The 12,710-nt window shown below is 61.1% G+C and carries 15 protein-coding genes; 14 read left to right on the top strand and 1 reads right to left on the bottom strand.

Translation table 11 applies throughout. The annotated features are described in order from the left end of the window. The first annotated feature begins 10 nt into the window (after positions 1-10). From C5P05_RS01850 to C5P05_RS01915, 14 genes are all read left to right on the top strand, one after another. Positions 11-367: a phenol hydroxylase subunit P4 gene (locus C5P05_RS01850; RefSeq protein ID WP_114968198.1), complete on the top strand. Its 357-nt coding sequence runs from the start codon at positions 11-13 to the stop codon at positions 365-367. 15 nt (positions 368-382) lie between these two features. Continuing rightward, positions 383-1,456 carry an NADH:ubiquinone reductase (Na(+)-transporting) subunit F gene (locus tag C5P05_RS01855; RefSeq protein ID WP_114968199.1) on the top strand — a complete coding sequence of 358 codons (1,074 nt, stop codon included), beginning with the start codon at positions 383-385 and terminating at the stop codon, positions 1,454-1,456. Positions 1,457-1,468: 12 nt separating this feature from the next. Beyond that, the gene (locus C5P05_RS01860; protein WP_114968200.1) at positions 1,469-1,816 is read left to right on the top strand and encodes a 2Fe-2S iron-sulfur cluster binding domain-containing protein; all 348 of its coding nucleotides are present in this window, start codon (positions 1,469-1,471) and stop codon (positions 1,814-1,816) included. A gap of 24 nt (positions 1,817-1,840) precedes the next feature. Next, complete coding sequence (locus C5P05_RS01865; protein WP_114968201.1) at positions 1,841-2,785, top strand: catechol 2,3-dioxygenase; 945 nt, start codon at positions 1,841-1,843, stop codon at positions 2,783-2,785. Between the two features lie 81 nt (positions 2,786-2,866). Further along, positions 2,867-3,745, top strand: coding sequence for a SphA family protein (locus C5P05_RS01870; RefSeq protein ID WP_114968202.1), 879 nt, complete (start codon positions 2,867-2,869; stop codon positions 3,743-3,745). 24 nt (positions 3,746-3,769) lie between these two features. After that, positions 3,770-4,249 (top strand): GlcG/HbpS family heme-binding protein, encoded by a 480-nt coding sequence (locus C5P05_RS01875; RefSeq protein ID WP_114968203.1) that lies wholly within the window; start codon positions 3,770-3,772, stop codon positions 4,247-4,249. Between the two features lie 45 nt (positions 4,250-4,294). Further along, complete coding sequence (locus tag C5P05_RS01880) at positions 4,295-5,755, top strand: 2-hydroxymuconic semialdehyde dehydrogenase (RefSeq protein ID WP_114968204.1); 1,461 nt, start codon at positions 4,295-4,297, stop codon at positions 5,753-5,755. Between the two features lie 8 nt (positions 5,756-5,763). Then, the gene (locus tag C5P05_RS01885; protein ID WP_114968212.1) at positions 5,764-6,624 is read left to right on the top strand and encodes an alpha/beta fold hydrolase; all 861 of its coding nucleotides are present in this window, start codon (positions 5,764-5,766) and stop codon (positions 6,622-6,624) included. A 222-nt stretch (positions 6,625-6,846) separates the two neighbouring features. Beyond that, the gene (gene dmpE / locus C5P05_RS01890; protein ID WP_114968205.1) at positions 6,847-7,629 is read left to right on the top strand and encodes a 2-oxopent-4-enoate hydratase; all 783 of its coding nucleotides are present in this window, start codon (positions 6,847-6,849) and stop codon (positions 7,627-7,629) included. A gap of 14 nt (positions 7,630-7,643) precedes the next feature. Beyond that, positions 7,644-8,240: an antibiotic biosynthesis monooxygenase gene (locus tag C5P05_RS01895; protein ID WP_114968206.1), complete on the top strand. Its 597-nt coding sequence runs from the start codon at positions 7,644-7,646 to the stop codon at positions 8,238-8,240. Positions 8,241-8,260: 20 nt separating this feature from the next. Then, positions 8,261-9,196 carry an acetaldehyde dehydrogenase (acetylating) gene (locus C5P05_RS01900; protein WP_114968207.1) on the top strand — a complete coding sequence of 312 codons (936 nt, stop codon included), beginning with the start codon at positions 8,261-8,263 and terminating at the stop codon, positions 9,194-9,196. 21 nt (positions 9,197-9,217) lie between these two features. Next, a complete protein-coding gene (gene bphI, locus C5P05_RS01905; protein ID WP_114968208.1) occupies positions 9,218-10,261 on the top strand; it encodes a 4-hydroxy-2-oxovalerate aldolase BphI in 1,044 nt (347 codons plus the stop codon). Next, entirely contained in the window at positions 10,258-11,046 is a 789-nt protein-coding gene (dmpH, locus tag C5P05_RS01910) for a 2-oxo-3-hexenedioate decarboxylase (RefSeq protein ID WP_114968209.1), read from the top strand. Before bphI ends, dmpH begins: the two co-directional genes overlap by 4 nt. Before the next feature lie 19 nt (positions 11,047-11,065). After that, positions 11,066-11,257, top strand: coding sequence for a 2-hydroxymuconate tautomerase (locus C5P05_RS01915; protein WP_114968210.1), 192 nt, complete (start codon positions 11,066-11,068; stop codon positions 11,255-11,257). A 192-nt stretch (positions 11,258-11,449) separates the two neighbouring features. Here C5P05_RS01915 and C5P05_RS01920 read toward each other — a convergent pair. Beyond that, positions 11,450-12,710: hypothetical protein (locus C5P05_RS01920; protein WP_232834305.1), on the bottom strand; the 1,261-nt coding region annotated here is incomplete at its 5' end.

Consider the following 12,710-nt stretch of genomic DNA (forward strand, 5'->3'; position numbering starts at 1 on the left):
CCGATTCATCATGACTATTGCATCCGTTCGTCCCTACCCCTTCATCCAGAAGGACACCGTGGACAAGTTCCCGGCACCGCTGCTCTACATCGGCTGGGAAGACCACCTGATGTTCACAGCCCCGTTTTGCCTGCCGCTGCCGCCGACCCTGAAGTTTGGTGACCTGCTGGCCGGTCCGCTGCCTGGCGTGTTTGGCGCTCACCCGGACTTCGCCAAGATCGACTGGACGACCGCCGAGTGGTTCAAGTCCGGCATGCCCTGGACGCCCGACGCCGAGAAAACGCTGGCAGAAAACGGACTCGCTCACAAGGACGTGATCCGCTTTCGCACCCCGGGCCTGAACGGCTTGAACGGTTCCTGCAACTAAAGTGACACGGCGCAAATGAGCTATCAACTCACTTTTGAGTCGACCGGCCAGGTGCTGGAGGTCGAGGAGGGGCAAACCATCCTCGACGCCGCCTTGCGTTCCGGCATCTATTTGCCGCACGCCTGCTGCCACGGCTTGTGTGCGACCTGCAAGATCGAGGTCACCGATGGCGAAGTCGATCACGGTGCCGCCTCCAACTTTGCGCTGATGGACTATGAGCGCGAGGAAGGCAAGGCGCTGGCTTGCTGCGCCACATTGCAGTCGGACGTGACCATCGACGCCGAGATCGAGGAAGAGCCCGATGCCCTGAACCTGCCGGTGCAGGACTACCGCGGCACGGTGTCACGCATCGAGGATTTAACACCGACGGTCAAGGGCGTCTGGATCAAGCTGGACGCGCCGACCCACATGGTGTTTCAGGCCGGCCAGTACATCAACCTGGTGGTGCCGGGCGAGGCGCAGAGCCGGGCGTTTTCGATTGCCAGCGCGCCTGCGGCCAGTGGCGAGATTGAGCTCAACATCCGGCGCGTGCCGGGTGGCGCCGCCACCGGTTGGGTGCATGACGCGCTCAAGGCCGGCGATGCGGTGCGTTTCAGCGGCCCCTATGGGCGCTTCTTTGTGCGCCAGTCGCAGCACAAGGCTGAGCAACTGCCCTACCTGTTTTTGGCCGGCGGCTCCGGCCTGTCGAGCCCGCGCTCGATGATTCTGGATTTGCTGGCGCAGGGCTGCACGCGGCCGATTGCGCTGGTCAATGGCGCGCGGCATCAGGCCGAGCTCTACCACCACGACGAGTTCGTGGCGCTGGCCGCGCAGCATGCCCATTTCGACTACGTGCCGGTGCTCTCGAACGAGCCGCCAGAGAGCGGTTGGAGCGGTGCGCGCGGCATGGTGCACGAGGCCGCCAAAGCGCATTTCGCCAACGACTTCAGGGGACGCAAGGCTTACCTGTGTGGCCCGCCGATCATGATTGAAGCCTGCATCAGCACGCTGATGCAGGGGCGTTTGTTTGAGCGCGACATCTACACCGAAAAATTCATTTCGGCGGCCGACGCCAACCAGCAACGCAGTCCGCTGTTTAAGCGGGTTTGAGGCACGCGCACCATGTTTTTCGACACCCGTCCCAAGCTCAGCGTTCACGTCATGCAAACCCATGAAACCTTTGCGTGTGCGCAGGACGAGAGCCTGCTGCAAGGCATGTTGCGCCTGGGCCGTAAAGGCATTCCGGTGGGTTGCGTCAACGGTGGCTGTGGCGTCTGCAAGGTCCATGTGATCGAAGGGCAATGCCGGCCGCTTGGCCCCATCAGTCGCGCGCATGTCAGTGCCACCGAGGAAGCACACGGCTTTACGCTGGCCTGCCGTGTCGCACCCGTCACCGCCATCCAGCTGGAAGTGGTGGGCAAATTTGAAAAACCGTTCAGGAAAGGATTTACCACGTCGGTAAATCCCTGATTTTTTTACAACAAGGAGACAACAATGGGTATCTTACGTATCGGTCACATCAGCATTCGGGTGATGGACATGGCAGCCGCGCTCAAGCATTATGAAAACGTGCTGGGCATGAAAAAAACGATGGAGGACAAGCACGGCAACGTCTACCTCAAGTGCTGGGACGAGTGGGACAAATACTCGCTGGTGCTGACCCCGTCCGACCAGGCCGGCTTGAACCACGTCGCCTACAAAGTCGAGAATGATGCCGACCTGGACGATCTGCAAACCAAGATCGAAGCCTACGGCATTCGGACCACGGTTCAGCCCGAAGGCACGTTGCCGTCGACCGGCCGCATGCTGCAGTTCAACCTGCCCAGCGGCCACGAAATGCGCCTGTATGCGATGAAAGAATATGTCGGCACCGAAGTCGGTACCCAGAATCCCGACCCGTGGCCCGACAACATCAAGGGCGCTGGCGCGCACTGGCTCGATCACTGCCTGTTGATGTGCGAGTTGAACCCGGAAACTGGCGTCAACAAGGTGGCAGAAAACACCAAGTTTTCGATAGAAGTGCTCGACTTTTTCCTCACCGAGCAAATCCTGGTTGGCCCCGCCGGCGACATGCAGGCCGCCACCTGGCTGGCGCGCACCACCACGCCGCATGACATCGCCTTTGTGGGCGGCCCGCGCATGGGCTTGCACCACATTGCGTTCTTCCTCGATTCATGGAACGACATCCTGAAGGCCGCCGACATCATGGGCAAGACCAAGACCAAAATCGACGTCGCCCCCACACGCCACGGCATCACGCGCGGCGAGACGATTTATTTCTTTGACCCGAGCGGCAACCGCAACGAAACCTTCGCCGGCCTGGGCTACCTGGCCCAGCGCGACCGGCCGGTGACGACCTGGTCGGAGGACCATCTGGGCAGCGGCATCTTCTTTCACACCGGTGAGATGGTGTCCTCGTTCACCGAGGTGTACACCTGATCGATTGAATGTCGGCCCTGCGGGGCCTTCGGCATGGATTCATCAACTTTGCACATCAATTTCCAGAACGAATAACAAACCATGAAAAAAATCATTTTTGCGGCCGCTGCATTGGCCGCCTCCCTGTGTGTGCACGCGGGCGGCCACTACGTCCCCGGCGTCGAAGGCATTCAGGGCGCCAGCGTGCCGCCACCCGGCACCTACTATCTGGGCTACCTGGTCGACTACAACATTGAACAGTTCAGGGCGCCGGGCAGCAGCACCGATTTGCCCGGCCATAACACCGGCACCGTGGTGGCACTCGCCAACCGGCTGGTCTGGATTTCGAACACCAAGTTCCTGGGCGCCGACTTCGGCATGGAGACCATCGTCCCGGTGCTGGGCACGTCCTTGACGATCAATGCCGCCGGCATCTCGGAAAGCAAGACCGGCTTTGGCGACGTCTACCTCGGCCCGCTGGTGCTGGGCTGGCACGGCGCCCGCTGGGACGCGGTGGCCGCAGCCGGCCTCTGGCTGGACAGCGCGTCCAGCGCGACACCGGCGTCGCCTGGCAAGGGCTACAAGTCGGTGATGCTGACGGGCGGCGCCACCTATTACTTCGACGCCGCCAAGTCGATCTCCGGCTCGGCCCTGATGCGTTTCGAGAACAACGCGGAAAAGTCCGGCGGCTTCAAGCCCGGCAACCAGGTCTCGCTGGAGTGGGGCGTGGCCAAGGTCATCGGTCCGGTGCAGGTCGGTCTGGTCGGTTACGACCAGGTGCAGCTCAGCGACGACAGTGGCCCCGGTGCCTCCGGCGACCGCTCGTCGCGGCACGCCATCGGTGCCGAGGTCGTGCTGCCGATCCTGAGTGCCGGGGTGTTCCTGAAGGCTGCCGCCTACAAAGAGTACCGCTCCGAAGCCGGCACCGGCGCCGAGCCCAAGGGCAACCTGTTCCGCTTCAGCTTCGTTAAAGCGTTTTGAGTATGAGATTGGAGGCGTGACATCATGAGCAACATTGAAGCGGGTTCCCTGTCTGGGGCCAAGCGTTTCGCGCCGACAGTCAGCGTCGCCCAGCGCACGATGGACTGGCACGCGGCGCATCTGGCTGCCGGTGCCGCGGTGCAGGCGGCGGAGGCTCTGGGCGTGCGTATCAATGTGGCCGTGGTGGACGCCTCTGGCGTGTTGGCGTCCTTCCTGCGTATGCCGGGTGCGCCGCTGCACTCGGTGGACATTGCCATCGACAAGGCCTACACCGCCGCCAGCTTCGGCCTGGCGACCAGCCAGTGGTCAGACGCATTGCTGCAGCACTCAAGCGCCGTGCGCGAGGGCCTGGTGCTGCGGCCGCGTTTTGTCGCTTTTGGCGGCGGCCTGCCGGTGCTGGAGAACGGTCAGCGCATCGGCGGCATCGGCGTCTCCGGCGGCTCCGAGCAGCAGGACGAAGCCTGCGCCCGTGCCGGGCTGGCGGCCCTCGGACTGAGCGCCTGACGGGACACGGCACCCGCTCCAACACCACTTCAAGAGAGAGAAAAAATGAAAGACTTCAAGAACTTCATCAACGGCGACTACGTCACCAACGTCAGCGGCCGCACCTACGAAAAACGCAACCCGGTTGACAACACGCTGATCGGCCACGTCTTTGAGGCCGGCAAGCCCGAAGTGGATGCGGCAGTGGCAGCAGCCAAGGCCGCGCTGCAGGGCCCCTGGGGCCAGTTGTCGGTGGTGGACCGGGTCGCCATGCTCGATGCCGTGGCCAACGAGATCAACCGCCGTTTTGATGACTTCCTGCAGGCCGAAATCGCCGACACTGGCAAGCCGCGCAGCCTGGCCTCGCACATCGACATCCCGCGCGGCGCCGCCAATTTCAAGATTTTTGCCGACACCATCAAAAACGCCTCGACCGAGTCGTTCGAGATGCGCACGCCCGACGGCAAGACCGCGCGCAGCTACGGCGTGCGCACCCCGCGCGGCGTCATCGCCGTGGTCTGCCCGTGGAACCTGCCGCTGCTGCTGATGACCTGGAAAGTCGGCCCGGCGCTGGCCTGCGGCAACACCGTGGTCGTCAAGCCGTCCGAAGTCACCCCCGGCACCGCCACGCTGCTGGGCGAGGTGATGAACAAGGTCGGCGTGCCGCCCGGTGTCTACAACGTGGTGAACGGCTTTGGCATGGACTCCGCCGGCGCCTTCCTGACCGCGCATCCGGAAGTGAACGGCATCACCTTCACCGGCGAAACCAAAACCGGCACCGCCATCATGAAAGCCGCCGCCGACGGCATCCGCCCGGTGTCGCTGGAACTGGGCGGCAAGAACGCCGCCGTGGTGTTTGCCGACTGCGACTTCGAGAACGCCGTCAACACCGTCACCCGTTCGGTCTTTGAGAACGCCGGCCAGGTCTGCCTGGGCACCGAGCGCGTCTACGTCGAGCGCCCGATTTTTGACAAGTTCGTCGCCGCGCTCAAGGTCAAGGCCTCTGAAATGAAGCCGGGCCGCCCGATGGATGCCGACACCAAGATCGGCCCGCTGGTCAGCAAGATCCACCAGAAAAAAGTGCTGTCCTACTACGCCAAGGCGAAGGAGGAGGGCGCCACCATCGTCTTCGGCGGCGGCGTGCCCGACATGCCGGACGACTTGAAGGACGGCTGCTGGGTGCAACCCACCATCTGGACCGGCCTGCCGGAAACCGCCACCGTGGTGCGCGAAGAAATCTTCGGCCCCTGCTGCCACATCCAGCCCTTTGACACCGAAGAAGAAGCCGTGCGTTTGGCGAATAACACCAAGTACGGTCTGGCGACTTCCATCTACACGCAGGACATCAGCCGCGCCAGCCGACTGGCGACGCAGATTGAAGTGGGCCTGTGCTGGATCAACAGCTGGTTCCTGCGCGACCTGCGTACCCCGTTCGGCGGCTCCAAGCAGTCCGGCATCGGGCGCGAAGGCGGCGTGCATTCGCTGGAGTTCTACACCGAGCTGCGCAACGTGATGATCAAGTATTGAGGCCAATGATGACACGCAACAACCCCCTCCCCGAAATCGGCCAGCGCATCAGCACCGGCGCGTTTTACAGCAATGTGCATGACCTGGGCCACGGTTTTCCGGTGCTGTTGCTGCACGGCTCCGGACCCGGCGTGAGCGCCTGGGCCAACTGGCGTCTGTTGCTGCCGGTGCTGGCGCAAACCCGCCGCGTGGTGGCGCCGGATTTGCTGGGCTTTGGTTACACCGACCGGCCCGCCGATCCGACCGACAACACGCACTACCGCATGGACCAGTGGGTGCAGCAGGCGGTCGATTTGCTGGACACGCTGGGCATTGAACAGACGGACCTGGTGGGCAACTCCTTTGGCGGCGCGTTGGCTTTGGCGCTGGCGATCAAGCACCCGCAGCGGGTGCGTCGTCTGGTGCTGATGGGCAGCGTCGGCGTGCCTTTTGTCATCACGCCCGGACTGGATGCGGTCTGGGGCTACACCCCGTCGATCAGCCGCATGCGCGAGCTGCTCGACATCTTCGCGTTTGACCGCACATTGGTGACCGACGAGTTGGCGCAATTGCGTTACCAGGCCAGCATCCAGCGCGGTTTTCAGGAGTCGTTCGCCGCCATGTTCCCGGCGCCGCGCCAGCGCTGGGTCGATGCCATGGCGAGCAGCGAGGCCGACATCCGCGCCTTGCCGCATGAGACCTTGATCGTGCATGGCCGTGAGGACCAGGTGATTCCGTTGTCGACTTCGCTGACCCTGACGCAATGGATCACGCGCGCCCAGCTGCATGTGTTTGGCCAGTGCGGTCACTGGACGCAGATCGAACACGCCGCGCGTTTTGCCCGGCTGGTCGAGAATTTTTTCGCTGAAGCGGATACGCTGAAGGAGTGAGAAATTAACAAGCTACCAAAACCGTCACTGCGAGGCCGTAGGCCGTGGCAGTCCATGAATCCTGGATTGCCGCGCTCCGCTCGCAATGACGGGCAGAGGCATGAATGCCGCCATGAAATACTATTGTTTTAATAGCTTCTTGCGCTTATTGCATAAGGGCTAGAGGCCTAAAACATATAAATATCTGCCATTTATCCCTTCAACCAACGGACCTAATTACCTATGGATGCCAAACTGATCGAAACCCTGGGCGACGAGTTGTTCCACGCCATGAGCACGCAAACCGTGGTCGAGCCGCTGACCAACCGCCACCCCGACATCACCATCGAGCACGCGTACCACATCCAGCAGCGCATGTTGTCTCGCCGCCTGAGCGCTGGTGAGCGCATCGTCGGCAAGAAGATTGGCGTCACCTCCGCTGCGGTGATGAACATGCTGGGCGTCTATCAGCCCGACTTCGGCTACCTGCTGGACGGCATGATTTACAACGAAGGCCAGTCGGTGGACGCCCGCACGCTGATCCAGCCCAAGGCCGAGGGCGAGATTGCCTTCATTCTCAAGCGCGACCTGATGGGCCCAGGCATCAGCAATGCCGACGTGCTGGCCGCCACCGAGTGCGTGATGCCGTGCTTTGAGATCGTCGATTCGCGCATCCGCGACTGGAAGATCAAGATCCAGGACACCGTGGCCGACAACGCCTCCTGTGGCGTGTTTGTGCTGGGCGACTGCGCCGTGGACCCGCGCCGCGTCGACCTCTCCACCTGTGGCATGGTGCTGGAAAAAAACGGCGAGATCATCGGCACCGGCGCCGGCGCGGCCGCCTTGGGCTCGCCGGTGAATGCCGTGGCCTGGCTGGCCAACACGCTCGGGCGCCTGGGCATCGGCCTCAAAGCCGGCGAGGTCATCCTCTCGGGCGCGCTGGCCGCCATGTCACCGGCCAAGGCCGGCGACAACTTCCGCGTGTCCATCGGCGGACTGGGCAGCTGCTCGGTGCGCTTTCACTGAGTCGGACGACTGAGATGTCAACCGCGGTCCTCGATAAACCCACCGGCGCCGTCACGGTGCTGGTCACGCGCCGGGTCAAGGCGGGGCACGAGGCCGCGTTCGAGCAGGCCTCCAGCGACATGACCGCCGCCGCCAGCGCCTTCCCCGGTTACCTGGGCGGGCAGCTGGTGCGCCCAGACGCCGAGGGCAGCGGCGACGACTCCGCGCTCTACCATGTCGTGTTCGCCTTTGACACGCATGAGCATCTGCAGGGCTGGCAACAGTCGCCGACGCGCTCGCTCGGGCTGGCTGCCATTGCGCCGCACATCGAGGCCCAGACGCTGCGCCAGGTCAGCGGCCTCGGCCACTGGTTTGCCGCGCCGGTCGGCCCGAAACAGAATCCGCCACCGCGCTGGAAAGTCGCGGTCGTCACCTGGCTGGGCATTTGCCCCACGGTCTACGTCTTGTTCTTGCTGCTGGGGCCGCTGCTGGCGCCGTGGCCCTTGTTGCCCCGGGTGATGCTGCTGACTGCGCTGGTGGTGCTCATCATGACCTGGCTGGTGGCGCCGCCCCAACTCACCCAATTGCTCAAGCCCTGGCTGTACCCGGTCACGCGGGCCGGCACGGCTTAATTTCAACCTACGGAGTCTTCATGAAAAAAATCAAATGCGCCCTGATCGGGCCCGGCAATATCGGCACCGACCTGCTGGCCAAACTGCAACGCAGCAAGGTCTTGGAGCCGGTCTGGATGGTGGGGATTGACCCCGAATCGGACGGCCTCAAACGGGCTCGCGAGATGGGCATTAAAACCACGGCCGACGGTGTCGATGGCCTGCTGCCGCATGTGCTGGCGGATGGCGTGCAGATCGCCTTTGACGCCACCAGCGCCTATGTGCATGCCGAAAACTCGCGCAAGCTCAATGCGCTGGGCGTGATGATGATCGACTTGACGCCTGCGGCAATAGGCCCGTTCTGCGTGCCGCCGGTGAACCTGATGGAACACCTGGGCAAAGGCGAGATGAACGTCAACATGGTGACCTGCGGCGGCCAGGCGACTATTCCGATGGTGGCGGCCGTATCGCGTGTGCAGCCGGTGGCCTATGGCGAAATCGTCGCCACCGTGTCGAGCCGCTCGGTCGGTCCCGGCACGCGCAAGAACATCGACGAATTCACGCGCACCACCTCTGGCGCGGTCGAAAAAGTAGGTGGCGCCAAAAAGGGCAAAGCCATCATCATCATCAACCCGGCCGAGCCGCCACTGATGATGCGTGACACCGTGCACTGCCTGACCGAAACCACGCCCGATCAGGCCAGGATCACGGCCTCGATTCACCAGATGCTGGCCGAGGTACAAAAGTATGTGCCCGGTTACCGCCTGGTCAACGGCCCGGTGTTTGACGGCAACCGCGTCTCGGTCTACATGGAGGTCGAAGGCCTGGGCGACTACCTGCCCAAGTACGCCGGCAACCTCGACATCATGACGGCGGCCGCCGCCCGCACGGCCGAAATGTTTGCCGAAGAAATCATCGCCGGCCGCCTCACGCTCAAGGCCACGGCCGCGCCCGTCGCTACCCCGGCTTTTGCCTGAAAACTCTCAAAGAGAACTACCATGAATTTACAAGGTAAAAAAATCACCGTTCACGACATGACCTTGCGCGACGGCATGCACCCCAAGCGCCACCTGATGACGCTGGAGCAGATGAAAAGCATCGCCTGCGGCCTCGACGCCGCCGGTGTGCCGCTGATCGAAGTCACCCACGGCGACGGCCTCGGCGGCAGCTCGGTCAACTACGGTTTTCCGGCCCACACCGACGAGGAATATCTGAGCGCTGTCATTCCGCAGATGAAGCAGGCCAAAGTGTCGGCGCTGCTGATCCCCGGCATCGGCACCGTCGATCATTTGCTGATGGCCAAGGATTTGGGCGTCAACACCATCCGCGTGGCGACCCACTGCACCGAGGCCGATGTGTCGGAGCAGCACATCACCCAATCGCGCAAACTGGGTCTGGACACCGTGGGCTTCTTGATGATGGCGCACATGGCCAGCCCGGAAAAACTGGTGAGTCAGGCGCTGCTGATGCAAGGCTATGGCGCCAACTGCATCTACGTCACCGACTCCGCCGGCTACATGCTGCCTGACGACGTGAAAGTGCGCCTGAGTGCCGTGCGCGCCGCGCTCAAACCCGAGACCGAACTGGGTTTTCACGGTCACCACAACATGGCCATGGGTGTCGCCAACTCGATCGCTGCGATTGAAGCCGGTGCGAATCGCATCGACGCCGCTGCCGCTGGCCTCGGTGCCGGTGCCGGCAACACGCCGATGGAAGTGTTCATCGCCGTATGCGCCCGCATGGGCATCGAGACCGGCGTCGATGTGTTCAAGATTCAGGACGTGGCCGAAGACCTGGTGGTGCCGATGATGGACCACATCATCCGCATCGACCGCGACTCGCTCACGCTGGGCTATGCCGGCGTGTACTCCAGCTTCTTGCTGTTTGCCAAACGCGCCAGTGTGAAATACGGCGTGCCCGCGCGCGACATTCTGGTCGAACTCGGCCGCCGCGGCATGGTGGGCGGGCAAGAGGACATGATCGAAGACACCGCCATGACCATGGCGCGTGAACGCAAAAATTCAACCAAGGTAGCCGCATGAAACTCGACGCCAAAACCATTGCCGCCCTGGCCGAACACCTGGAAAACTGCGAACTGCAGGCCAAGGACACGACCAAGATCACCGAAGAGTATCCCGACATGGATTGGGATGACGCCTACGCCATTCAGGACGAAATCCGCCGCCGCAAGATTGCGCGCGGCGGCCGCATCATCGGCCTCAAAGCCGGCCTGACCTCGCACGCCAAGATGAAGCAGATGGGCGTGACCACGCCGGTGTTCGGCTTCATGGCCGACTACTACGCCGTGCCCGATGGCGGCGAGTGCAAAGTGAGTGAGCTGATCCACCCCAAGGTTGAGCCCGAGATCGCTTTCGTCACCAAGACCGAGTTGCGCGGCCCCGGCTGCCACATCGGCGCCGTGCTGGCCGCCACCGACTTTGTCATGCCCGGCATCGAGGTGATTGACAGCCGCTACCGCGACTTCAAGTTCGACCTGAAAAGCGTGGTGGCCGACAACACCTCGGCGGCGCGCTTCGTGGTCGGCGGCCAACCCATGGCCGTGTCCGGCGTGGACCTGCGCACGGTCGGCATCGTGCTCGAGAGAAACGGCCAGGCCGTCGCCTTTGGCGCTGGCGCCGCCGTGCTGGGCCACCCGGCCGCCGCCATTGCCATGCTGGCGAATCACTTGGCGGAACGCGGCGAGTGCATTCCGGCGGGCAGCCTGATTTTGTCGGGCGGCATCACTGAAGCCGTGTCGGTGGAAGCGGGCGACAACGTCACCCTGCGCGTGCAAGGCATGGGCAGCACCAGCATCCGTTTTGTTTGAAACCACTTAGGAGAACCCCATGCCATTCGCACAGATTTACATGATTGAAGGGCGTACCGAAGAACAAAAACGCGCCGTGATTGAAAAAGTCAGCGCCGCCCTGGTCGAAGCCACCGGCACCCCGATTGCCAACGTGCGCGTCTGGATTCAGGACGTGCCGAAGGAAAACTGGGGGATTGCGGGGGTTAGTGCGAAAGACTTGGGGCGGTGAGTTTTTTAAGAGAAATCGGGCTGTAGCCCACGTCAGTAGGGCGGTCGACGTGGGAATCGGTCGCTTCTGAGTAGGGTGGGTCTATTGGGCGCAGTGGAGCTGGAGCATCCGAATTGCCGTTTTTTTGCCGAAGGTCACAGCTTGATCTATGGATGCCGAACTGAAAAGTTTAGTTGTCGAACAACCGCAGTTCTACGTGTGATGCTCATTGTCAATGTAAAAAACTCTCAAACCGACTTTTAATTTAGGCTGGTTATTCGACCAAGGTATTCCTGTTTTATCGCCCGCATTGGCAGCATTGACGATATTGCCATTGACCATGAGTCCTTCGACATCTGCTTCTTCAAACAAAACGGGAAACTCAATGGCAATTTTTGATCCAACTGCAATAGTTCCGAACTCAATGTCAATACCAAATTTGTCTGCCCAGACCTTGGTCACTTTGCCGATGTACAGATAATGTGTGGGGATGATTTCAAAGCGCCCGTGTTGGTAGAGAACTGGTTGTACATGCTCGAATTTCCATTGATGCAGACGTGCATTCCTTACCAGACGGTAGAAGTCCCAAGCGGTCAATAAACCCAATTGACTTTCCAATGCAACATGAAGCAACTCCTGTCTAAAAGGCATTGCATTGTCCCGCTCCATGGGAGGGATGTGCCGCTGATGATTGATCAGCGATAGGCCCAAAACATCCGTTCTTTTTTGCTCGCGCATCACAAGCATTGCATGCTTTCCGGCTTGCATCACATCCTCGTCACCCGGATAGCTGCCAATGCCTTTGACATCAACCACGAGGGTCGGACTGACATCCTGAATCTGCAGATCTTCACGCCGACTTTTGGCCTCCTTGTCTCTCACTTGGTCCATATCAATGACTTTGTTGAACCCAAGATATTTCAAACCAATTTTGACTGCTTCGACGAGTGGGTCGCCTGTTTGCGTCAATAAATCATGCATCCAACCGTCTTGCTTTCGCGCCTGTACCACCTTTTGTTCCAAGACTGCCAAATCGGTTTTGAATTTCGCTTCGAGCTGACTACGTTGATCGTGCAGTTGCACGACCTTCGGCAACTCATAGTCCGGCAAATGAGTCCATCGCCCCTGTTCAATGCCGGGAAAAAGATGTGGGGCAATCTCGGGTAATACGTCGGTAAAAAGAGACTTCAGAAACCCCGTTTTATCTTTGATTTGAGGCAATACGACTACAAGCCCTTTGGACCCGCAAGTACGTTGCAATGCAACGGCTTGCCCAAATTTGTTTTGGACAAGTGGGGTCCAAGGAGCTTGTTGTCTATAACCGCCTCTAAGTGTGCAGTCATACATGCTGTCCTGATCTAATAACTTCGTACACACAGATAGGTGGAAATCTCCTGAGAAAATAAACGTGACGAAATCAAAACGAAGAGTCTTTGACGCGAGCTTCAAGCTGCAAGTCGTTGAAATGATCCGG

The organism is Rhodoferax ferrireducens (assembly GCF_003347515.1).
GTDB lineage: Bacteria > Pseudomonadota > Gammaproteobacteria > Burkholderiales > Burkholderiaceae_C > Rhodoferax.

Coding starts and splice junctions, on each gene's coding strand:
- C5P05_RS01850 (WP_114968198.1), top strand. CDS start 11: ATGACTATTGCATCCGTTCGTCCCTACCCCTTCATCCAGAAGGACACC.
- C5P05_RS01855 (WP_114968199.1), top strand. CDS start 383: ATGAGCTATCAACTCACTTTTGAGTCGACCGGCCAGGTGCTGGAGGTC.
- C5P05_RS01860 (WP_114968200.1), top strand. CDS start 1,469: ATGTTTTTCGACACCCGTCCCAAGCTCAGCGTTCACGTCATGCAAACC.
- C5P05_RS01865 (WP_114968201.1), top strand. CDS start 1,841: ATGGGTATCTTACGTATCGGTCACATCAGCATTCGGGTGATGGACATG.
- C5P05_RS01870 (WP_114968202.1), top strand. CDS start 2,867: ATGAAAAAAATCATTTTTGCGGCCGCTGCATTGGCCGCCTCCCTGTGT.
- C5P05_RS01875 (WP_114968203.1), top strand. CDS start 3,770: ATGAGCAACATTGAAGCGGGTTCCCTGTCTGGGGCCAAGCGTTTCGCG.
- C5P05_RS01880 (WP_114968204.1), top strand. CDS start 4,295: ATGAAAGACTTCAAGAACTTCATCAACGGCGACTACGTCACCAACGTC.
- C5P05_RS01885 (WP_114968212.1), top strand. CDS start 5,764: ATGACACGCAACAACCCCCTCCCCGAAATCGGCCAGCGCATCAGCACC.
- dmpE (WP_114968205.1), top strand. CDS start 6,847: ATGGATGCCAAACTGATCGAAACCCTGGGCGACGAGTTGTTCCACGCC.
- C5P05_RS01895 (WP_114968206.1), top strand. CDS start 7,644: ATGTCAACCGCGGTCCTCGATAAACCCACCGGCGCCGTCACGGTGCTG.
- C5P05_RS01900 (WP_114968207.1), top strand. CDS start 8,261: ATGAAAAAAATCAAATGCGCCCTGATCGGGCCCGGCAATATCGGCACC.
- bphI (WP_114968208.1), top strand. CDS start 9,218: ATGAATTTACAAGGTAAAAAAATCACCGTTCACGACATGACCTTGCGC.
- dmpH (WP_114968209.1), top strand. CDS start 10,258: ATGAAACTCGACGCCAAAACCATTGCCGCCCTGGCCGAACACCTGGAA.
- C5P05_RS01915 (WP_114968210.1), top strand. CDS start 11,066: ATGCCATTCGCACAGATTTACATGATTGAAGGGCGTACCGAAGAACAA.